The sequence below is a fragment of the Prochlorococcus sp. MIT2309 genome (genome assembly GCF_059772305.1).
Genome location: NZ_CM186282.1, coordinates 535,104 through 555,282 on the forward strand (window position 1 = coordinate 535,104; position 20,179 = coordinate 555,282).

At 37.0% G+C, this 20,179-nt stretch carries 17 protein-coding genes and 1 tRNA gene; 11 read left to right on the plus strand and 7 right to left on the minus strand.

Translation table 11 applies throughout. The features are described 5' to 3' along the window. Window positions 1-38 precede the first annotated feature (38 nt). The gene (locus AC6EJA_RS03030; protein ID WP_498503117.1) at window positions 39-1,334 is read right to left on the minus strand and encodes an Orn/Lys/Arg family decarboxylase; all 1,296 of its coding nucleotides are present in this window, start codon (window positions 1,332-1,334) and stop codon (window positions 39-41) included. A gap of 194 nt (window positions 1,335-1,528) precedes the next feature. Between AC6EJA_RS03030 and AC6EJA_RS03035 the strand changes: the two genes are divergently transcribed. Genes AC6EJA_RS03035 through AC6EJA_RS03045 form a run of 3 tightly spaced genes read left to right on the plus strand, consistent with a single transcriptional unit; the run spans window position 1,529 to window position 4,475 of the window. Continuing rightward, the gene (locus AC6EJA_RS03035; protein WP_498503534.1) at window positions 1,529-3,175 is read left to right on the plus strand and encodes an ABC1 kinase family protein; all 1,647 of its coding nucleotides are present in this window, start codon (window positions 1,529-1,531) and stop codon (window positions 3,173-3,175) included. A gap of 44 nt (window positions 3,176-3,219) precedes the next feature. Beyond that, window positions 3,220-3,933, plus strand: a complete 714-nt coding sequence (locus AC6EJA_RS03040) for a pseudouridine synthase (protein ID WP_498503118.1) — start codon at window positions 3,220-3,222, stop codon at window positions 3,931-3,933. After that, a complete protein-coding gene (locus AC6EJA_RS03045; RefSeq protein WP_498503119.1) occupies window positions 3,891-4,475 on the plus strand; it encodes a helix-turn-helix domain-containing protein in 585 nt (194 codons plus the stop codon). The genes AC6EJA_RS03040 and AC6EJA_RS03045 overlap by 43 nt, the downstream gene beginning before the upstream one ends. 6 nt (window positions 4,476-4,481) lie before the next feature. Here the strand turns inward: AC6EJA_RS03045 and malQ are convergent, their stop codons facing one another. Continuing rightward, entirely contained in the window at window positions 4,482-6,035 is a 1,554-nt protein-coding gene (gene malQ, locus AC6EJA_RS03050) for a 4-alpha-glucanotransferase (RefSeq protein ID WP_498503120.1), read from the minus strand. A gap of 942 nt (window positions 6,036-6,977) precedes the next feature. Here malQ and AC6EJA_RS03055 point away from each other — a divergent pair. Continuing rightward, entirely contained in the window at window positions 6,978-7,973 is a 996-nt protein-coding gene (locus tag AC6EJA_RS03055) for a ribose-phosphate pyrophosphokinase (protein WP_498503121.1), read from the plus strand. Between the two features lie 14 nt (window positions 7,974-7,987). On the opposite strand, the gene AC6EJA_RS03060 is transcribed toward AC6EJA_RS03055, so the two are convergent. Beyond that, window positions 7,988-8,437, minus strand: a complete 450-nt coding sequence (locus tag AC6EJA_RS03060) for a DUF8650 domain-containing protein (RefSeq protein ID WP_498503122.1) — start codon at window positions 8,435-8,437, stop codon at window positions 7,988-7,990. A 174-nt stretch (window positions 8,438-8,611) separates the two neighbouring features. Between AC6EJA_RS03060 and AC6EJA_RS03065 the strand changes: the two genes are divergently transcribed. The 7 genes from AC6EJA_RS03065 (at window position 8,612) to AC6EJA_RS03095 (ending at window position 16,243) form a co-directional block, all read left to right on the plus strand. Continuing rightward, window positions 8,612-9,760 (plus strand): histidine kinase, encoded by a 1,149-nt coding sequence (locus tag AC6EJA_RS03065; protein ID WP_498503123.1) that lies wholly within the window; start codon window positions 8,612-8,614, stop codon window positions 9,758-9,760. Between the two features lie 42 nt (window positions 9,761-9,802). Further along, window positions 9,803-9,875: transfer RNA gene (locus AC6EJA_RS03070), tRNA-Glu, on the plus strand. Between the two features lie 305 nt (window positions 9,876-10,180). Then, entirely contained in the window at window positions 10,181-10,558 is a 378-nt protein-coding gene (locus tag AC6EJA_RS03075) for a hypothetical protein (protein WP_498503124.1), read from the plus strand. An 84-nt stretch (window positions 10,559-10,642) separates the two neighbouring features. Beyond that, window positions 10,643-11,809 (plus strand): FAD-binding oxidoreductase, encoded by a 1,167-nt coding sequence (locus tag AC6EJA_RS03080; RefSeq protein WP_498503125.1) that lies wholly within the window; start codon window positions 10,643-10,645, stop codon window positions 11,807-11,809. Window positions 11,810-11,935: 126 nt separating this feature from the next. Then, window positions 11,936-13,459: a glucose-6-phosphate dehydrogenase gene (zwf, locus tag AC6EJA_RS03085; protein WP_498503127.1), complete on the plus strand. Its 1,524-nt coding sequence runs from the start codon at window positions 11,936-11,938 to the stop codon at window positions 13,457-13,459. Window positions 13,460-13,490: 31 nt separating this feature from the next. Next, window positions 13,491-14,804: a glucose-6-phosphate dehydrogenase assembly protein OpcA gene (locus AC6EJA_RS03090; protein ID WP_498503128.1), complete on the plus strand. Its 1,314-nt coding sequence runs from the start codon at window positions 13,491-13,493 to the stop codon at window positions 14,802-14,804. 23 nt (window positions 14,805-14,827) lie between these two features. Further along, the gene (locus AC6EJA_RS03095) at window positions 14,828-16,243 is read left to right on the plus strand and encodes a cobyrinic acid a,c-diamide synthase CobB (RefSeq protein WP_498503129.1); all 1,416 of its coding nucleotides are present in this window, start codon (window positions 14,828-14,830) and stop codon (window positions 16,241-16,243) included. Window positions 16,244-16,282: 39 nt separating this feature from the next. On the opposite strand, the gene AC6EJA_RS03100 is transcribed toward AC6EJA_RS03095, so the two are convergent. Genes AC6EJA_RS03100 through folD form a run of 4 tightly spaced genes read right to left on the minus strand, consistent with a single transcriptional unit; the run spans window position 16,283 to window position 20,102 of the window. Then, window positions 16,283-17,746, minus strand: coding sequence for an AAA family ATPase (locus tag AC6EJA_RS03100; protein WP_498503130.1), 1,464 nt, complete (start codon window positions 17,744-17,746; stop codon window positions 16,283-16,285). Continuing rightward, entirely contained in the window at window positions 17,743-18,252 is a 510-nt protein-coding gene (locus AC6EJA_RS03105) for a divergent PAP2 family protein (protein ID WP_498503131.1), read from the minus strand. Before AC6EJA_RS03105 ends, AC6EJA_RS03100 begins: the two co-directional genes overlap by 4 nt. Continuing rightward, window positions 18,249-19,151: a geranylgeranyl diphosphate synthase CrtE gene (crtE, locus tag AC6EJA_RS03110; RefSeq protein WP_498503132.1), complete on the minus strand. Its 903-nt coding sequence runs from the start codon at window positions 19,149-19,151 to the stop codon at window positions 18,249-18,251. The genes AC6EJA_RS03105 and crtE overlap by 4 nt, the downstream gene beginning before the upstream one ends. A 42-nt stretch (window positions 19,152-19,193) precedes the next feature. Next, window positions 19,194-20,102 (minus strand): bifunctional methylenetetrahydrofolate dehydrogenase/methenyltetrahydrofolate cyclohydrolase FolD, encoded by a 909-nt coding sequence (gene folD, locus AC6EJA_RS03115; RefSeq protein WP_498503133.1) that lies wholly within the window; start codon window positions 20,100-20,102, stop codon window positions 19,194-19,196. Window positions 20,103-20,179: the final 77 nt, after the last annotated feature.

The window sequence follows — 20,179 nt, forward strand, 5'->3', positions numbered from 1 at the left end:
AATTAAAATTTTTTGGAAAATTTAAAGATTATAATATTTCATAACATCACTCGCAATTTAGATGGTATTTGATTTGGCCAGAGAGTTCTTTGCAATTTCAACCAATTAACATAATCTTCATTGATCAACTCTCCTGGAATTAGCATAGGTGTTCCTGGAGGGTAAGGACAAATCATCTCAGCAGAAACTTCTCCTATTGAATCGGCCAAATCAACAATCTTATTTTTTGCTTTTAAGGCTGAAAAGCAAGAAAATTCTGGCTTCATAATCAAAGGGAAAGGTGGCGGAGTAAATTCATTTAGTGAACTTTTTCTTTTCTTAATTGAGATTAAAGCATTCCATGTTTCTTTTAATTGTCTTACAATCCCTCTGTGATTTGAGAACCCCAAACAAAACGTAAGGCAACCTGGCTCGGGCAATTCAGCAAAAACACCTCTTGAGATAAAAAACTCATCAGCATCAAATCCACTAATTCCTTCTGAGGCCGTATGTAATATCAACTTGAGTGGATCATCCGTTCTCAGCAAAGGTAGTCCAAAATCAGATAATCTTAAGAAAATATTTTTAGCTGATCTCAAACGATTCAAAAGTTTTTTTTGTACTCTGACATCACTTAATTCCCTTATTGAGGATTCACAAGATGCCAATAATAATGAACTGGGGCTGGAGGTTTGGAGAGCCTTGAGAGATTTTTCAACCTCCTCTGAGGACACTAGATCCCCTTGCTGCCAAAGTATTGCTGTTTGGCACAACCCACCCGCTGATTTATGTAAAGAATGAATTACTAAATCTGCCCCAAAGCAAAGTGCGGAGGAAGGAAATTCTCCTAATTTTGAAAGAAAGTGTGTCCCATGAGCCTCATCTATGACTACTGGGATATGCAATTTATGAAACTCCAATATCAAACTTTCAATTTTTGAAGAATAACCGTGATAAGTGGGATTTACTAATAAAACTGCTTGAAGGGGGGGAACATCTTTGGGTAAATTATTGAGTATTTTTTTTATCCAATTCAAATCTGGGGAATTGAAATGCCCCCTATCTTCAAGAAAGGGCAAATCAAAAAAAACAGGCTTTAGATTTCCTAAAATGCAAGCATAAATTGCACTTTGATGAGCATTCCTTGGCATTAAAATTGATCCGCCAGGTTTCGAAATTGATAAAAGTGCAGCTTGCAATAAACCAGTAGCACCGTTAACGCCGTACCAACACCTTTTTGCACCGAATATCTTTGCTGATATTTTTTGACTGTCAGCTACCACGCCCTCAGATAGCAAAGGACCACCAAAGTCAGGCAACTCAGGTAGATCCAACTGTCCAGGCCCCTGGTTCATAAGTCGTTTCGAGCTCGAAGAAAGCCCAGAGCCTCCTCCATGGGAAGGAAAGAATAATCGTCTGCCTTTAAAAGATCTTAAAAAAGAGGAGATTTCCATAAAATGGCATTTGATTTTGAGCTTTTTGGAAAGCTTTTTTTTATTCAGTTGAACATTTGAGTCAAGTCTTGTCTAAAAAAATATATGATGTCTTAATGGAATATGACTTTGAGAGAGATTTTTTATGGCTTCTCATGAAGCCATGGATTTGGCTGCCCAGACTTTCTTATATCATTTTTTCTTTGTTATCCTTAGTAATAACAATCACATTTCAAGTATCCAATAAGAATGCGGAGGTTCAGAAGAAACTAGCAAAGAAAATATTTTATACGCTTACAGACCTTGGACCATGCTTCATAAAAGTAGGTCAAGCTTTATCAACTAGGCCGGACCTAATTAGGAGAGACTGGCTAGAAGAATTAACCAACCTCCAAGATAACTTACCAGCATTTGATCATAATAAAGCCCTTGAGATTTTGAAAACCGAGTTGGGTGATGATGTTGATAACTTCTTTGAATACTTTCCCTCTAAGCCAGTTGCTTCGGCAAGTTTAGGTCAAGTTTATAAAGCAAAACTAGCTGAAAATAAATTCGTAGCAGTCAAAGTTCAAAGACCTAATCTCAATTTTATAATAAGAAGAGATATTGTCTTAGTAAAAATATTAGGCATAGTTTCAGGACCACTTCTTCCCTTGAACTTAGGAGTTGGTCTTGGAGAAATTATTGATGAATTTGGTAAAAGTTTATTTGATGAAATTGACTATAAAAAAGAGGCCGCTAATGCTAAAAGATTTTCCAAACTTTTTAGAACTAACCCCAGTGTTACTGTTCCGGATGTAGAAGAAAGCTTATCAACAAAAAAAATACTTACAACAAGTTGGATTGAAGGAGTAAAACTGAGCAATAAGGAACAGCTTCTTAAAAATGAAATTGAACCCTCTTCAATAATTAGGACAGGGGTTATTAGTGGTATCAGACAACTTTTGGAATTTGGTTATTTTCATGCCGATCCCCATCCTGGAAATATGTTTGCTCTCAAAGGCAATACAGGAGAAATGGGACATCTTGCTTATGTAGATTTCGGGATGATGGACTCAATAACTGATAAAGATAGAATTACTCTAACCAAAGCAATTGTTAACATAATTAACGGGGATTTTTATTCAGTAGCTGAGAATTTTAGAGATCTAGGATTTTTAAATAGTTCACAAAACCTAGACCCCATTGTCCCAGTTCTTGAGGAAGTATTGGGAGGAGCAATGGAAAAAGATGTTTTTTCATTCAATTTTAAAGAAATTACTAATAAATTTTCTGAACTAATGTTCGATTATCCCTTCAGAGTTCCTGCAAGATTTGCACTAATAATTCGGGCTGTAATTAGTCAGGAGGGGCTTGCACTGAAACTCGATTCGAAATTTCAAATAGTTAGCCTGGCATACCCCTATGTAGCTAAAAGGTTACTTACTTCTGATGAGACTGAAATGCTAGAAATTTTATTGCAAGTTATTTTTGACGAAAACGGTAATTTAAGAGTTAACAGATTAGAAAATTTATTTGGTGTTTTAATCGAAGATTCAGATGTTCCTGGGGATGAACTCATACCTGTAGCAACTGCTAGCTTGAAGCTATTGATAGGTCCAAAAGGATCTGAAATAAGAAAAAGTTTGCTAATGAGTTTAATCAAAGATGAAAAAATAAACGTCAGTGATATTAGAGATTTATTAAAGTTAATTCGGAAAACCTTTAATCCTAAAAAAATTGGTAATAGTCTTATAAGAAAGATAACTCCATCTATGGTATAGATCTTTATTCATCACTAACAAATAGGTACTAAATCTAATTATTAATGAATGAAAGAATACAAAAATTGATATCCAGAGCGGGATTTTCATCTAGACGTAGATCTGAGCTTCTAATAAAAGAGGGCAGAGTTTTAGTTAATGGAAAATTGGCCTCTTTGGGAGATAAAGCAGATCCTTTATTAGATCAAATAAGTGTTGATGGAAAAATAATAGAACCACTTAGAAAAGTAAAAGTTATTTTGATAAATAAACCTGTTGGTGTCATATCAACATGTAAAGATCCTGAGGGAAGAAAGACCGTTAAAGATCTTCTTCCAATTTCTTTACAACGAGGATTGTATCCTATTGGCAGATTAGATCTTGATAGTAGAGGGGCATTGTTGTTATCAAATAATGGTGAGTTAACGATGAAATTAACCCATCCTAAATTCAAGCATGAAAAAATTTATCATGTTTGGGTCTCTGGTATTCCCAGCTTATCGTCGCTAAGAAGTTGGAGAGCTGGTATCACTATTGATAAAAACAAAACTTTGCCCTCAAAAGTTGATATAAAAAAGATAAATCAAGATAAAAATGTTTCTCAATTAAAAATAGTCCTTAGAGAAGGCAGAAATAGACAAATTAGAAAAGCTGCAGAATATTTCGGTCATTCTGTTATTGACCTTAAAAGAGTATCAATTGCAAGTATAGCCCTAGGAAACTTGAGAGAAGGTGAATGGCGAGAACTTCAAGAAGAGGAATGGATAAACTTAATTTAAATAAATTCAAAAATATGTCAAAAATCAAAAAAGTAAAATTATTTTTTTCATCTTTTACAAACAGGGATATTAGTAATCAAAAGTTATCTGAAGATAAAGAATTTACAGATGCTTGCAATTTATTAAGACTCAAAAGAGAAAAATATAATTTCACTCGAAAAGAATTATCAAAGAAAACAAAAATATCAGTTGTTGTTATTGAGGCTATAGAGAAAGGCTGGGTTAATCAACTCCCAGAGAGGACTTTTTTAAAAAAAATGCTCATATCACTAGAGTCTGAACTAAATCTTGAAAAAGGAAGTTTACTAGAAATACTTAATAGATCTGAACCAACGAAATTGACTCCAGCCAGGAATAAAATTTCCCCTATAAATATTGGTATTTTTAGAAATTGGTATGGGAATATTTTATATTTCGTATTAATTATTACCTCGATATTGCTTATGAATAATCAAGAAAACACAATTTACGAATCGGATAAACTATATGAAGTTAATCCAAATATAATAATTAATGAAATTTATATTGAGAAGAAAAAATAATAAATTCTAAATAAGTTTTGAGGCATCACGAAAGGATCTTTTCCAGTATTTTCCTTTCTCACTGTATTTGTTTAATACCTCATTGACTTTATTATCAAATACTTTCATCCGCCAATTCCAGTTCCCTCCCAAAGAACCAGGCCTATTAATTCTTCCCTCTTCACCCAATCCCAATAGATCTTGCAAAGTACAAATGAAAATTTTTGCATCTGTTGACAATCCAATATCAATTAGTTTCCAATTTGGTGAGGGTTCATCAGTAATTAATTTATCTCCAATAATATCTCCAATAAAATTTTTTGATTTTTCATTCAGGGATTCCCACCAGGCATTTGTTGGGGCATTATCGTGAGTCCCAGGATAAACAATCCAATTGTTTCCTCTAATATTTTTGGGTAGATAAGGATTATCGGTATTACCATCAAATGCAAATTGAAGAATTTTCATACCAGGAAGATGAAAATAATCACGCAAAGCTGAAACTCTTGATGTAATCACTCCTAGATCCTCTGCAATTAAAGGAAGTTTTCCTTGATTATCTCTGCGCACTCGATTTAATATTTGCAACCCTGGAGAGGATCTCCAGCTTCCACTCTTGGCGGTTTTGTCGCCCCCAGGAATAGACCAATAAGAATCAAGTGCCCTGAAATGATCAATGCGAAGTAAGTCAACTTGCTCAAGATGTCTTTTAATTCGGCCTCGCCACCAACCATATCTTGTAGTTTTATGTTTTTGCCATCTGTAAACAGGCGTACCCCATAATTGTCCCGTTTCGGAAAAATAATCAGGTGGGACACCACTTTGGTTTTGCATACCCCCATCTTTTTTTATTGAAAATAAAGATGAATTAGCCCATACATCTGAGCTATCTCTCGATACGTAAAAAGGCAAATCTCCTAAAATTTTTATTCCCATATTATTCGCAAGTTTTCTCAAGCAACTCCACTGTCTATGTAAATGCCATTGAAGTAATTGGTGTTCCAATAAGTTATTTGTTAATTCTAAATAAACAGATTTTTCCTTAAAAAGATCATAATTTGCAAACTTCTCTTCCCAGTTCCACCAGGGAACTTCCTTATTAATTCGTCGTAGTTCCATAAAAAAAGAGTGTTTTTCAAGCCAAGATTGACTTTTTTTCCAAAGATCAAATTCCTCATGCCGATCAAGAGTTTGATCTGCCCAGTAAATTCTTAAATATTCCCCAATTGCTTTTACACGTAATTCAGCCAATTCAAAATCAATAACAGAATTATTTATATTTTCTGAGCCAGGCAAGTCTTTTAAAACATCAGCTGGCATAAAATCTTGGGCAATTAAATCATCCGCATCAAGAAACCAAGGGCTATAGGCAAAACTTGAAGGAGAACTATAAGGAGAGCCAAATTTATCGACAGGAGCTAAGGGTAAAATTTGCCACACCCCAATACTATTTTGAGATAGTAATTTTATCCAATTCCTCGAAGGGGCTCCAAAAGTACCACAAACAGGGCTTCCTGGCAGAGATGTTGGATGCATCAAAACTCCAAAAGTCTTTGGTAAATTCGAATTATTTTGGTTCATTAAAAATGTAAATCCAAAAGAAAAAAATTTTTGATATGTACTTAAGCTCGTCCACAGAGGAAATAAATCAAGTTTTTATTAGAGATGCGACAATATTCAATTAGTCATGCTGGAAAGATCATTCACCAGTTAGGTGTGATATTTGCAGGGTTTTGGATCACCTTGAATCTTATTAATTTCTTTTCGTTGGAGCCTAAAGACACTTATGGAGAGGGAATCATTAAAAATCAACTGCCATATTTAAAAGAACTCAAAGATTGAGTTTTACTCTTTTTACTTTTTATTTATTATTACTTTACTTCCAATACTAAATACTTATTCCACTCATTGATTTGCACAAAGCACTTAAATTTTTACTTATTTAATAAATTTGAGATTCAAGATTGATCAGAAAATTTTTGGAGATTCATTAAATAAATCAGATCCTTCTCAGATCTCGAAATATGTCCAAAACAATGAAGTCTATAAAAGGGCCTTTAAAATTCCCTCCAGTCACCACCCAATTGAGTTAAACATATTAAAGGTATTAAAAGTGATTACATAAAGCCCAATAAGCTTATGTAGTTTCTGAGATAAATTCCTCACGAGTCGATCTAACTAAAAAAAAAATCGTAATTTTCATACCACAAATGCTTCAAACCAACTACCGTTCTCAATTGTAAAAATCGCTCCATCTCCAAGAAGATGATAAAAGTCATATTCTCAATCTATTTAATCAAGCATTCTCTAGAAGATTCATTCACAGAATATTTGCTAAGACAACATCCCAAGAATTCAGTAATTGCAAAGCATTCGGAAGGATAAGCCTGGTCAGAATGTTTGTTGATAGAGACAAAGAAAGGCACATAACAAATCACAGTCCGAAGATAAGGATATTAATTAATTAGATTAGGTGCAAGAAGAGTTCTACCATAAGAAAACATCTTTTCAAATCAAGTGACCGTGACAAGTTTTCAAACAGCGGCACAAATACATCCAGAAAAGGTCCATCACGATACCCAAAGACTTCGTCTAATAAGCGGGACATCAAATCCACAATTGGCAAAGGAAATTGCCAACTATCTTGGCATTGATGATGTTCCATTGGTCTCTAAAAGATTCGCAGATGGTGAGCTTTATGTTCAAATCCAACAATCTATAAGGGGTTGTGACGTCTTTTTGATCCAACCAACTTGTGCTCCTGTTAATGACAGTCTTATGGAGCTGATGATCATGGTGGATGCTTGTAAAAGAGCTTCAGCAAGGCAAATAACAGCTGTTATTCCCTATTTTGGTTACGCAAGAGCTGATAGAAAAACAGCTGGTAGAGAGTCAATTACAGCCAAGTTGACGGCAAATTTATTGGCAAAATCTGGCGTGGATCGAGTCTTAGCAATGGATCTTCACTCTGCTCAAATTCAAGGTTATTTTGATATTCCTTGCGATCATATATATGGTTCACCAGTTTTAGTTGATTATCTCTCCAAACAAAATCTTGGCGAAATTGTAGTTGTTTCACCAGACGTTGGTGGCGTCGCAAGAGCAAGAGCATTCGCAAAGCAAATGAAAGACTCACCCCTTGCAATTATTGATAAAAGACGCTCAGGACATAATGTTGCTGAAAGTTTAACTGTCATAGGAGAAGTTTCAAACAAGACAGCAATTCTTATTGACGACATGATTGATACTGGGGGGACAATCTATGCAGGTGCTGAACTTCTCAGGAAAGAGGGTGCCAACAGAGTTATAGCTTGTGCATCGCATGCAGTTTTTTCTCCCCCTGCCTATGAGAGACTCTCTGAGGAAGGTCTCTTCGAACAAGTTATTGTTACAAATAGTATTCCAGTATCAACCTCTAAACATTTCAAACAGCTGGAAATTTTATCGGTAGCAAATATGCTTGGAGAAGCAATTTGGCGCATTCACGAAGAGAGCTCAATAAGTTCTATGTTTCGTTAAAAGTTAGCCCTTACTTACTTCTTTTCTTTCTTTAAAAATTCCTCGAACTTTTTCTTAGCATCTTTGGGTACTTGATCGGGGCAGAATTTAAGTGCACCTTCAAGTATTTGTATTTCTCCGCTTAAATAAAGTTGCTTAGGTTCAAGTTGTTTATCAGGCACCTCCTCAACGAAACCTGAGTGTTTTTGAGCAATTATGTCTGCGAATGTAGCTGAGGCTATTCCTAATGCCTTTGGAAACTCAACTTTTGCTACTCGTGCTCTACATAAAAAATTGATACCAATCTGCCGATATAAAAATGTATCTTGTTTTGTCGCTGGTGGTGTATTGGATTCTGACTTTCCAGCCTTCTTTGAAGATCTATCTGCAGCCAAAATTGAGGGGCTTATGCAAAATATTGCTAGTGGAACAATTGTCACTGCAATTGCTAGTTTCTTTATCGAAAAAGTTTGAAAATACTTCAATGGATCAGAATAATTCGAATAAATGCATGATTGAAATAATCAATCAATAGAAAAATAATAATTCCTCAGACTATGTAATGTAGTAAATGATCTGCAAATTCTTGACCTGGAGTAAGGAAATCGATTCACAATCTCTTAAGATCTTTATTGTAGTTAACTAAACCGATAATTATCTTGTCGAGGGCCGACCTAAAACCAATAAAGGAGTTGAGGCTACTTCTTGTAGCAGGTCGTCACCATCTCACTAGAGGAGATTTAAGGTCACTTGTTGGTTTTTTGGAAAGCGAAGAAATTGGTTTCAAAGTATCTTTACAAGTAGCAGAACCTAGTGAGCATCCAGAAATACTTGAATTACACAAAATTATTGCTATTCCTGCTCTGATAAAGCTTTCTCCCCATCCAAAGCAAATATTTGCAGGCAGTGCAATTTTTGATCAACTTAAAAATTGGATACCTAGATGGCATCAGGAGGGTTTGATTACTGCATCAGATCTAAATTCAAACCCAATAGAGTTGGATGCCAATGCACGAACCCAAAGAGAACTTCAATTAGAAGATGAAGTTCTTTTTCTAAGGCAAGAGAACGAAACTCTTACAAATAGGATTCAATCTCAAGAAAGACTCTTAAGGATGGTTGCACATGAGTTACGAACACCTTTAACTGCAGCAGTTCTTGCCGCACAAAGCCAAAAACTTGGTCAAATAAGCATTTCAAAATTTCAAGATGTTCTCAAGCGAAGATTGGAAGAGATTGAATTATTGTCAAAAGATCTTTTAGAGGTTGGAAGTACTCGATGGGAAGCACTCTTCAATCCTCAAAAAATTGACTTGGCTAATATTTCAGCAGAGGTAATTCTCGAACTCGAAAAACTTTGGCTTACAAGAAACATTGGAATACAAACAGACATACCAACGGATTTACCGAGTGTTCTTGGTGATCAAAGAAGAATTGGACAGGTCCTTCTAAATTTGATTGAGAATGCCCTTAAATACTCAGAAGATGGAGGGGACATATCAATAAAGATGCTGCACAGAACAAATCAATGGGTAGAAATCAGCGTTTGTGATAGTGGGCCAGGAATACCTGAAGAAGAACAGAAAAGAATTTTTTTGGACAGAGTTCGATTACCCCAAACCTCTGAGAGAACTTCTGGATTTGGAATTGGTCTCTCAGTTTGCAGAAGGATTGTCGAGGTTCACGGCGGCAGGATATGGGTAGTTTCTGAAAAAGGCAAGGGGGCAAGCTTTTTCTTTACGCTACCTGTTTGGCAAGGACCAGAGAAGACCGAGGGAACCTTGACGAGTGGTGAGGTTGGACCGTAGTTTTCATTTGTGATCAATGTTATAAAAGAAAGGTCACTACTTGGCCCCATCGTCTAGAGGCCTAGGACACCTCCCTTTCACGGAGGCGACAGGGGTTCGAATCCCCTTGGGGCTACTTTGCTAAAGACTTAAGATGACAGTTTTTCTGTCTATAAATACGGATGTCTTTTTAAGTAAAAAAATTTTGATTTGTATGTTCTTGAACACAACTCTATAAATCTCAATGTATGTTTTTTTTCATGGTCAGAGGCTCCCAATAATCCAATATCAAAACCTAAATATTATTTCATTCTTGAAACAATCAGATATTCATAATCACAAAGAAAACATCCGCCAATCTCAAAACATGAACATCTAACTAGGTTTTTCCACAAAATGATTCCAAAAATTGGTAGTCTCACCATCTAATACAAATACTTGATGGCTTATTCAGAAATAAAAGTTATCGCAGGTGGTCTTGCTCACATTCCAATAATTATTGGTTTTTTTTACTTTATAGAAAACAAAATCTTTGCAAAAAAAACTGTTACGACTGAAGAGTCAAAAGGCCCGGCAAAAAAGAGCTCTAAACCGGAGTCACCAGCAAAAGAAAAAACAACAACGGCAAGTCAGCCAGTTAAAAATGCCCCTGCGAACAAAGCACTCCAAAAATCCATATCCTCTGACAAAAATATTGGAACGGATAGCTCTTCCTCAACCTCTTCCACTGTCCCACCAAAAATAGAACCGATTAAAAAAACTAAAGTATCTGAAGCAAATCCAGACAAAACCAAAAATTCCGATCCCACTGTGAAATAATCTTTAATCCCTTCTTGGTGATCTCCATCTTCAAACAAGTTGGAAGAATAGTCATTCTTTAAGTTATCTTCATTAAAAAATCCCATGTATACTTTTTCCTCTTTGCTCGGCACACCTGCACCAACTGCAGTTTTAGTTGGTATTGGTTCGCTACTGTTATTTGCAATAGTCGGTGTTGTGGTTGGGCCTGGATTCGAGGGTATAAACGCGCCAGCTGTTAAAAAAGATAAAAACAATACACAAAAAGAAAATTCATCTTCAGCAATCAAAGAGGTTTCACCTGTAAAAGCAACTGAACCAGAAAAAATAACTTCCCCAAAAACTCAATCAGCTCCTCCAAAACCATCTGTTAAAAAACCACATTCAGACATTCCAATCAATACATATAAACCAAAAGCCCCATTCTTAGGAACAGTTTCTGAAAATTATTCAGTACTAAAAGACGGAGCACTTGGAAAGGTTCAACACATCACATTTGATCTTTCCGGTGGAGACCCTTTTCTAAAATATGTTGAGGGACAAAGTATAGGCATCATCCCTGCTGGAGAGGATGCAAAGGGTAAACCTCATAAACCAAGGTTATATTCTATTGCTAGTACAAGACATGGAGATAATTATGCAGGTAACACAGTCTCTTTGTGTGTAAGGCAGCTTCAATATGAAAAAGATGGCGAGACGATCAATGGCGTTTGCTCAACCTATTTGTGTGACTTACAAAAAGGAGACAAAGTTAAAATAAGTGGCCCTGTCGGGAAAGAAATGCTCCTTCCAGATGAAGAAGATGCAAACATAATAATGCTGGCAACAGGGACAGGTATTGCTCCTATGAGAGCGTATCTAAGAAGAATGTTTGAACCAACTGAAAAAGAAAAAAACAATTGGAATTTCAGGGGAAAAGCCTGGTTATTTATGGGAGCACCTAAAACAGCTAATCTTCTTTATGATGAGGATTTCGAGCATTATAAAAAACAATTCCCTGAGAACCTAATTTACACAAAAGCAATAAGTAGAGAGCAACAAAATACAAAAGGCGGAAGAATGTACATACAAGATAGAGTCCTTGAGCATGCTGAAGAAATTTTCAACATGATAGAAAACCCCAAAACGCACATATATCTTTGTGGGCTTAAAGGTATGGAACCTGGTATTGATGAGGCTATGACAACTGCTGCTGCTGCTAAGGGGCTTAATTGGTCTGAATTAAGACCTCAACTCAGAAAAGCTGGAAGATGGCATGCAGAAACATACTAAAAAATAAATTCATTAGACAAACAAGCGAATAATTATCCTCGATTATTTGGGCATCCCAGAATAAAACATAGCAATCCACAAAATAAATATTTGAATTATTAAAGAACACCTAGTAAGGCCAATATAATGAGCATGCCAGTAACGAATCCATTAAGAATTGGACTTAGACAGGAAAGGGTTATTCCTCCACAATGTCTAGTAATTTTTGGAGCCAGTGGAGATCTAACTCATCGAAAATTAGTTCCAGCTCTTTTTGAACTTTTTAAGCAAAGAAGACTACCAAGCGAATTCGCCATCCTTGGTTGCGCTAGGAGACCGTGGAATGATGAAGAATTCCGCTCAAAGATGGGAGTTGCACTTAAAGGTCAAGCAGAAAGTAATCAAAAAGAATGGGAGAGTTTCTCTTCTTGCCTTTTTTACGAACCTGTAGATCTTCAACGTCCAGATGATGTAGTCAACTTGGGAGAGCGTCTTAAAGAAATTGACCGCCTAAAAGCTACTCACGGAAACAGAACATTCTATCTCTCAGTATCTCCAAAATTTTATGGTGCAGGATGTAAAGCACTTTCCTCAGCAGGTCTATTGAGTGATCCAAAGCGAAGTCGTGTAGTGATTGAAAAGCCCTTTGGTAGGGATTACAGCAGTGCTCAATCACTTAACAAACTAGTTCTTAGCTGTTGTCAAGAAAGTCAAGTATTCAGGATAGACCATTATTTAGGTAAAGAAACTGTCCAGAATATTCTTGTTTTAAGGTTTGCAAATGCAATTTTTGAACCCCTGTGGAATAGAAATTTTATCTCCAGTGTTCAAATTACCAGCTCTGAAACAGTAGGTGTAGAGGACAGAGCTGGATATTATGAAAGTTCGGGAGCACTAAGAGACATGGTTCAAAACCACATGACTCAAATGCTCGCTTTAACAGCAATGGAACCACCTGGGCATTTTGACCCAGAAGCAATACGTAACGAAAAAGCAAAAGTTCTTCAAGCTGCTCATTTAGCGAGTGAACTCGAGCCATGGAATTGTTGCGTAAGAGGGCAATATGCAGCAGGCGGCAACAGTAGTAATCCTCTCTTGGGATACAGAAGTGAAGCAGGTGTTAATCCGAACAGTACAACTGAAACATATGTAGCTACGAAAATTTTTATCAATAATTGGAGATGGCAAGGGGTTCCCTTCTTTATAAGGACAGGAAAAAGATTACCGAAAAGACTAAGTGAAGTTGTTCTTACATTCAGAGAGGCTCCGGTACACCTTTTTGATTCAGCAGGCGGGACTCCAACTTCTAATCAATTAATTCTTCGAATTCAACCCAACGAAGGTGCAGAATTTAAATTTGAAGTAAAGTCGCCAGGCTCTGGTATGCGAAGCCGACCAGTTGAAATGGAGTTTTCTTATGATGAATCCTTCGGGGAACCTTCTGATGAGGGATATGTAAGGTTATTAGCAGACGCAATGCTGGGAGATCCAACTCTCTTTACAAGAAGTGACGAAGTTGAGGCAGCATGGAGACTCTATACTCCTTTATTAGAGCTAATAGACGATGTCCCCTGGCAACTACCCATATACCCTTATGAATCTCGAACATGGGGACCTGCTGAATCAGATGCACTATTAGCGAAAGATCATTTGTTATGGCGACGTCCCTAAGTCAATAAACAGATTACAAAACACATTTCTTATGGCACCTCAACTAACAGTTCAAACTCCTATTCAATTACCTCCCTCGGAGATACCTAGCTATCTTCAGCAATTGTGGTCTCATGATGAAAGCGGTAACAAAGGAGCTAATACATTTTCTCTTATAATTTGGCAGCCAGCTTGGATAGAGCAAAAATTAATTCAAGAAGGACGAGTAAAAGGACCTATTCTTGGAAACCAAAGGCTTGAAGTAATTGAAGCGGCGAAAGAATTTATTCTCGACAATAAATTACATCATAGCACCCCCCCATTAGACATAAGTGTCTCATCCTCAATTCCGCTTGATCAATCGGAAATTTTAACAGAGGATCTTCGAGGTCAACATATAGATTCAGCTATTAGTGAGTTGCAGCCCAGGCGATTAATAACATTAGCCCCAACCTTAAAAAATGGAGAAACACTCGAATCTTTAGTCGCAGCTTATTGCCCTCTTCCTGAAGAGGGTGGTGGAAACAATGCATGTGGTGATGTAGTTGTGCTCAGGGGTAACCGGAGATGTCTGGATGATGGTTTAGATATTCTTACAGAATTGGTTCCTGAGGATCTGCCTTCATGGATTTGGTGGAATGGAAGTTTAGATGAGGCACCACAATTATTTGAGAAATTAGCTATTCCAAGTCGTCGTTTAATCATTGACACAGCACTTGGTAATCCCAAAACATGTCTACAATTACTTAACGATAAACTTGATGCTGCTCATGCTGTAAATGACCTGAATTGGCTGAGACTAAGAAGTTGGAGAGAAACTCTTGCAATGGTTTTTGACTCACTACAAAGAAGGAATTACTTACATAATGTCATCAACTTTGATATAGACATAGAAGGTGATCATCCAGTGCAAGGATTGCTTTTATTGGCATGGCTAGCAGACAGACTGAATTGGACCTTAATTAACAGCAAATCAAAAGTAGGAAATTTTGTTGAAGCACGTTTCACTAGACCAGATGGTGAGACAGTAAATTTTCGTCTTACCCCTCTACCAGTGGGCAATCCAAGCATACATCCTGGACAATTGGTAGGTTTACGACTCATATGCAAACCCAAAGATAACCCTCAGAAATCACTCTGTGTGATTTTGGCCTCTGAATCCGGAGAATGTATGAGACTTGAGGCTGGAGGTATGGCCAGTATGGAGCTTATTGAGGAAGTTGTTCCCGTGCAATATAAATCAGTTGAAACAGATGTCGCCAGACTACTATCTAGTAGTAGAGGTACCTCTAGCCCATTGCTTGCAAGTGCTGCACCTATTGCCTTGAAATTATTGAATTCCTCATCAACTTCTAAGAAAAAATAAATGATTATTTTCATGTAAATCCCATGGCATGTGTGATTGCAGCACCCTCAAGTAATAGTGGTAAGACACTTGTAAGTCTCATGATTGCCGCCTGGGCAAGTAGTAATGGACAGTCAATACAAACATTTAAAGTGGGACCGGATTATCTTGACTCTTCCCTTTTAAGTAAAGCTTCCAAGAGAAAGTGCAGAAACCTCGACCTAGTTATAAGTAACGATAAATGGGTGATATCAAATTTTTTAGAATATGGTAGTGCTGCTGAACTCACACTTGTTGAAGGTGTGATGGGCTTATATGACGGTCTGGGAAGCTCTTCACTTGGGAGTACAGCAGATGTAGCTAGAAAGTTAAAATTACCTATCATTCTGACCATTAATGCAAAGGGACAAGCACATTCAATCTGTGCTTTGATTAAAGGATTTCAAAATCATGAAGCCACAACAAATATTGTTGGGGTAGTTCTTAACCATGTAAATACTAAAAGACATAAAGAGTTATTGAAGGAAGTCATAAGTTCAATAGGTATTGATGTTTTAGGATTCGTTCCAACAAACCCTTACTTTGATTTGCCGAGTAAACATTTAGGACTATATCCACCTGCTGAAATTGTAGATCTGTCAAAAAGACTTGAATTCATGGCAAAAAATGCTGCAAATTTTTTAGACCTAAAAAAAATAAAAAATATTCTTAAAGCACCCAACTCAAGTGTAAAAAATCATTTTATCAATGATATGAATTTAGAAAAATATACTTCTATGACTAAATATCCAATAGCGATAGCAGATGATAAGGCTTTTCATTTTTGTTATCCAGAGACTAGAGAATACCTCGAAAAGATAGGTATGCCCACGATTTCATGGCGACCGACAGAAAATGAACCCATACCGGCAGTAGCAAAAGGTTTAATTTTACCAGGAGGTTTTCCTGAAAAGTTTGCCGACATACTGAGTAGCTCAAAAAAAAGTATAACTTCACTTCAAAAGTTCATAAATAATCATCCTGTTTATGCCGAATGTGGTGGGATGCTACTCCTAGGAGAAAGTCTTACTGACCTAGAGGGTAAAAGACATAAAATGGCAGGGATATTACCTTTTGAGGCTTCAAAAGGATCACTAGATGTTGGATATCGCGAACTTTTCAGTCTAAAAAATAGCCTGATTTTAAACAAAGGTCAGAAACTAATTGGTCACGAATTCCATAATTGGCAAATTAATCCCATTTCCAAAAACTTCTCTTCTAATCAAATGAATTTTCAAAAGTATAGACAAATAGAATTTTCCCGTATCTGGGAAGTCAAAGGTTGGAATTTTCCAACTTGCAAAGAAGGGTGGAGTGAAAGGAACTTACATGCTAGTTGGATGCATTTACATTGGCCCACTGCTTCAAATGTTCTGGAATTATGGCTACTTTCCGTTATAAAAAATGCTAAAAATTTATGAGGCATGATTCCTCATAGAAAACACTCATAACAAAAATCCCTATCTCTCACATAGATAATCTTTCCATTGTCTAATTTCTATATTTTTATCGGAATTCCCAACCAGCCAAACTTCTTCACTTGCTCTACTTACAGCTACATAAACTAATTTTTGTCTTAAGGCTATATCAGAGGGCCAAAACACATCAGGTGCAATGAAAACATTCTCAAAAGTACTTCCTTGACTACGGTGCACTGTTAACACTGAAGCAGGTCCAACTGAAGCAAATGAATCCCTTGTCAAAAAAAATAGTTTCCATAATTTTTTACTGTCTCTTTTGCTCGCTGATTTGGCCCTTTGACTACATCTTTTTAAAAACTGATCAAGTATCATTCTTGAATTTGAGCCTGCTTGTGGCTGAAGCCTTAAAGAGAACTCTCGTTCCCCACATTTAACATTAGCTACTAAAGTCTCTATTATTGGTAATGAAAAATCATGAATATCATCAATTCCAAAATTAAATGAGTTAAATTTCTCAGTTTTTACATCTAAGACCGTCATCTCTCTATTTGAATTAATAAGTAAATCAGAATCATCACTTTTTGAAAAAGTCAAAGTTGATGCACCAGCCATTATGGCCCCTCTAGAAATCAAAACCTCCCCAGGTAAAACGGCTAGCTGTTCAGCCATATCTCCATAAACAGCATCTCTGGCATATGGGACCAATTTCTCTAAAAGTTTATTTGTATAGCAAAGAATTCTCGCCTCATCGGGATTACAATTAATTGAAGCAGAAGCCAATTTTGATTTAGCAGCTTCCAGCCATGTTTTTTTATGTGAACATCTTAAAGAACATTTTTGAAAAGTAGAGACATCAAAAATAGGAGGTTGGTGACAAGGTAAGGAAGAATCTCTAATACCATTAGCCAATCTTAAAATAGGCCCTTTATGTCTTACCACCTGACTTAAATGAGCACTATATTTAGTTTTCAAACAAAAAACAGCACTATTGTCTTCTCCTACGGGAGTTAATTGAGCAGGATCTCCTATAAATACAAGTCGAGTTCCCGAGATATCCGCGCATTTCATGCATATTTTCAAGAGATTATAGTCAATCATTGATGACTCATCAACGACTACTAAAGATAGTCTTTGTAAAGACTCTAAAGTATGAACCGTTTCTTCACAAATCTCTTTGTCTTTTTGCCTTTTAAGTTTTAAACGTAAAAGTCTCTGCAAAGTAGAGGGGTACCATGTAGATTGAAGTCCCTCATTATCTAATGCTTTTCTTAATACATTTACTGCCTTATGAGTTGGTGCCACTACCGTCCAGCAAAGCTTTTTACTGTCTACTAATTTTAAGAATTTCATTGCTGTAAAAGTCTTGCCACTACCAGCGAATCCAGTCAAAACAAATGGCTGATCAATATTCTCAATTTCAAGCCATGAGGAAAATGACTTAAATGCGGTTTTCTGATCATTAGTAAGTTCGCGCAAATAAGCTATCTCTTTTGATTTCTTCACCCAAAAATAGACTGTACTGAATGAATCAAATCTAATGGAGAACCAATAAAAATTATTCCTGGCAAAGCAATGCTGGGTCCAAATAAACTACCAACAATAACTTGCGCTCGCGTATGCCCTAGGCTTTCTTTGAGTGGTTTATCGACTGGGATATTTTTAATTTCAATTAACTCATTAACTTTCTGCGCAGTAAGGCCAGCAGCTAATCTTATACCGCTTGCGTCATACATAATAATAAAAGCAATTGTTGCGGCTAAAGCAAAAATTGGATCATCAAATCCTCTCTCCCATCCAACGCCTGATGCCGTTCCTGAAACCAATGCGGAGTGACTTGATGGCATACCTCCAGTCTCAAAAAGTACTGAGGGTCTAACCTTTCCATTCTTTACAATTTCAAAAAAAAGTTTTGAAATTTGTGCTAAACCGCAAGCTATCAATCCCCAAGCTAAAACGGAATTATTCATTAATTGAGAAAGAAAAGAAATAAAAGTTTCTGGATTTGTCATCTATCACGATTTGTAATGTAGTCAGCCAAAGCTAATAATGGAGCCGCGCCATCCTTCCAGGGATCTAAAGCACCTTTTGCTTGAATCACAAGCTCTTTTGCACGATCTCTTGAAGCATCCAGACCAAGTAATTTTGGATAAGTAGTTTTATCGGCGATAAGATCTTTTCCTGCTGTTTTACCTAAGACCTCGCTGCTAGAGGTAACATCCAAAATGTCGTCGATGATTTGAAAAGCCAAGCCAATACCTTTTGCATATGTGGACAATGCCGCAAGAAGAGTTTCATTGGCTCCGCCAATAATTGCACCACACGTAACGCATGCTTTCAGAAGAGCTCCTGTTTTATGCAAGTGAATGTATTCAAGTGTTTCTAGATCAACTTCCTTACCCTCGCTTTCAAGGTCTACTACTTGACCGCCAACGAGACCCGGGGCACCTGCCGCCAAGGAAAGTTCACCCACAACTTTAAGCAACCTTTCCGAAGCGACTTCAGGAGTACGTATTGCAACCATTTCAAATGCCCTTGTAAGCAGGGCATCTCCAGAGAGAATTGCAAGTGCATCTCCATATACCTTGTGATTCGTGGGTCTCCCCCGGCGAAGATCATCATTGTCCATCGCAGGGAGATCATCATGAATTAAGGACATTGTATGAATCATCTCAAGAGCAACCGCTGTTGGGATTGCTTTTGAGGAGCTACCTCCGGCCAACTCGCAAGCTGCTAAACACAAAATTGGTCTTAATCTTTTCCCCCCTGCCAAAAGGGAATAACGCATTGCCTCCCTAAGTACATCGGGATTCTCTGGTCCTAGAGAATCATCCAGAGCAGCTTCGATTAATTTTTTTGAATTTGCCAAATAAGCTGCAAAGTCAAAAGAGGAGTTTGCCGCTTCAATCATTATCAAAATCTCTTTTAAAGAATTCTCTCAGGACTTTGTCCCTCATGGGAGAAGATCACTAAGAGTAAATGACAAATCGCAATGCTTTTGCCACATTTTTACAGTATTTACCAATAGCATTGAAACAGTCATAGGTCCAACTCCTCCAGGGACTGGTGTGATTGCACTAATTTTTGAACTGACTTTGTCATAGTCAACATCACCACAAAGTTTAGTGGACTGGGTTACTTCTTTTGAATTAACGTTTTGGACACGATGAATACCAACATCAATAACAACAGCACCCTCTTTAACAAAAGTTTGGTCAATTAATTTTGGTTGGCCTGCAGCTACAACCAAAATTTCAGCCTGTTGGGTGATTTGAGACAAATTTTTTGTTTTGGAGTGAGCAATAGTAACTGTAGCGTTTGCTGCATCTAGCATTAATGCCATCGGTTTACCTACCAAGACACTTCTTCCAATCACCACAGCACGTTTTCCCTCGATAGAAATCTGATTTTTAGCTAGCAGTGCCATAATCCCAGCTGGAGTGCAAGATCTCGGACCATATTCTCCTTTTAATAATTTGCCCAAATTCAATGGATGTAGTCCGTCAACATCCTTGTCAGGCTTGATTGATTTTAATATTTGATCAGAATCCAGTCCCTTGGGGAGAGGCAATTGCAAAAGAATTCCATCAACAAGTGTATTTTGGTTAAGTTTATTAATTTCATTAATTAAGTCATCTGACGAGGTATGTTGATCTAAATGCAGACCAAAGCTTTTTATACCTATTCTTGAGCATGCTTTTTCTTTATTTTTCACATAAACACCGCTAGCAGGGTCATTGCCTACCCTTATGACAGCAAGCCCAGGAGACCTTCCCGCTACTTCTTTACCTACATCAATTTCATGCGTCAGCCTTTCCTCAATCTCCCTAGAGAGCTCTTTGCCGTTGAGAGTAATCCCCATAAGACCCAAACAACCTCAATAACAACATGCATCTCATAAATAGCTAGCTTTATGTTCTGCTTCCAAACTCTGTGTCA

Bases quoted from the DNA above. Each gene is read 5' to 3' on its own strand.
- crtE (WP_498503132.1), bottom strand. From the start codon at position 19,151: ATGATTGAAGCGGCAAACTCCTCTTTTGACTTTGCAGCTTATTTGGCA.
- zwf (WP_498503127.1), top strand. From the start codon at position 11,936: ATGAGCATGCCAGTAACGAATCCATTAAGAATTGGACTTAGACAGGAA.
- AC6EJA_RS03075 (WP_498503124.1), top strand. From the start codon at position 10,181: ATGGCTTATTCAGAAATAAAAGTTATCGCAGGTGGTCTTGCTCACATT.
- AC6EJA_RS03095 (WP_498503129.1), top strand. From the start codon at position 14,828: ATGGCATGTGTGATTGCAGCACCCTCAAGTAATAGTGGTAAGACACTT.
- AC6EJA_RS03040 (WP_498503118.1), top strand. From the start codon at position 3,220: ATGAATGAAAGAATACAAAAATTGATATCCAGAGCGGGATTTTCATCT.
- AC6EJA_RS03035 (WP_498503534.1), top strand. From the start codon at position 1,529: ATGGAATATGACTTTGAGAGAGATTTTTTATGGCTTCTCATGAAGCCA.
- AC6EJA_RS03090 (WP_498503128.1), top strand. From the start codon at position 13,491: ATGGCACCTCAACTAACAGTTCAAACTCCTATTCAATTACCTCCCTCG.
- folD (WP_498503133.1), bottom strand. From the start codon at position 20,102: ATGGGGATTACTCTCAACGGCAAAGAGCTCTCTAGGGAGATTGAGGAA.
- AC6EJA_RS03080 (WP_498503125.1), top strand. From the start codon at position 10,643: ATGTATACTTTTTCCTCTTTGCTCGGCACACCTGCACCAACTGCAGTT.
- AC6EJA_RS03105 (WP_498503131.1), bottom strand. From the start codon at position 18,252: ATGACAAATCCAGAAACTTTTATTTCTTTTCTTTCTCAATTAATGAAT.
- AC6EJA_RS03045 (WP_498503119.1), top strand. From the start codon at position 3,891: ATGGCGAGAACTTCAAGAAGAGGAATGGATAAACTTAATTTAAATAAA.
- malQ (WP_498503120.1), bottom strand. From the start codon at position 6,035: ATGAACCAAAATAATTCGAATTTACCAAAGACTTTTGGAGTTTTGATG.
- AC6EJA_RS03030 (WP_498503117.1), bottom strand. From the start codon at position 1,334: ATGAACCAGGGGCCTGGACAGTTGGATCTACCTGAGTTGCCTGACTTT.